Source organism: Christiangramia aquimixticola (assembly GCF_048285835.1).
GTDB classification, from domain to species: domain Bacteria; phylum Bacteroidota; class Bacteroidia; order Flavobacteriales; family Flavobacteriaceae; genus Christiangramia; species Christiangramia aquimixticola.
In genome coordinates this window covers 1-294 of record NZ_JBLVTL010000242.1, presented here as the reverse complement: position 1 = coordinate 294, position 294 = coordinate 1, and the positions used below count along the sequence as shown (strand labels likewise).

Genomic DNA, 294 nt, shown 5'->3' with positions numbered 1-294 from the left:
CTCCACCTGTATTTGGTCTCCAGTTTTCGGGATAATTGCGATGAAGGTCTAGTCCTCCTATCCCATCTTCATTATAGGAACCATCGCCGTCGTTATCAATTCCTTCAGTATACACTAAGTAATCTCCTTTTCCAGGAAAGGTGCGCTTCATTAATCGCCCTTTGGGATCCTTAGGATCGATGACGAAATTAGCCTTTTCCTTTTCTTCCTGAGTAGAGGCTTTTTTCCTCATCTGATAGATAATACCATCCCCGTCCAAATCTTCTTCAGGGTCCTCATCAAGAAGCCCATCTC

General features: G+C 43.9%; 1 pseudogene. It reads right to left on the bottom strand.

Annotated features, from left to right (window positions below):
* A pseudogene (locus ACNKXV_RS14315) lies at positions 1-294 on the bottom strand (hypothetical protein); the annotation flags it as partial.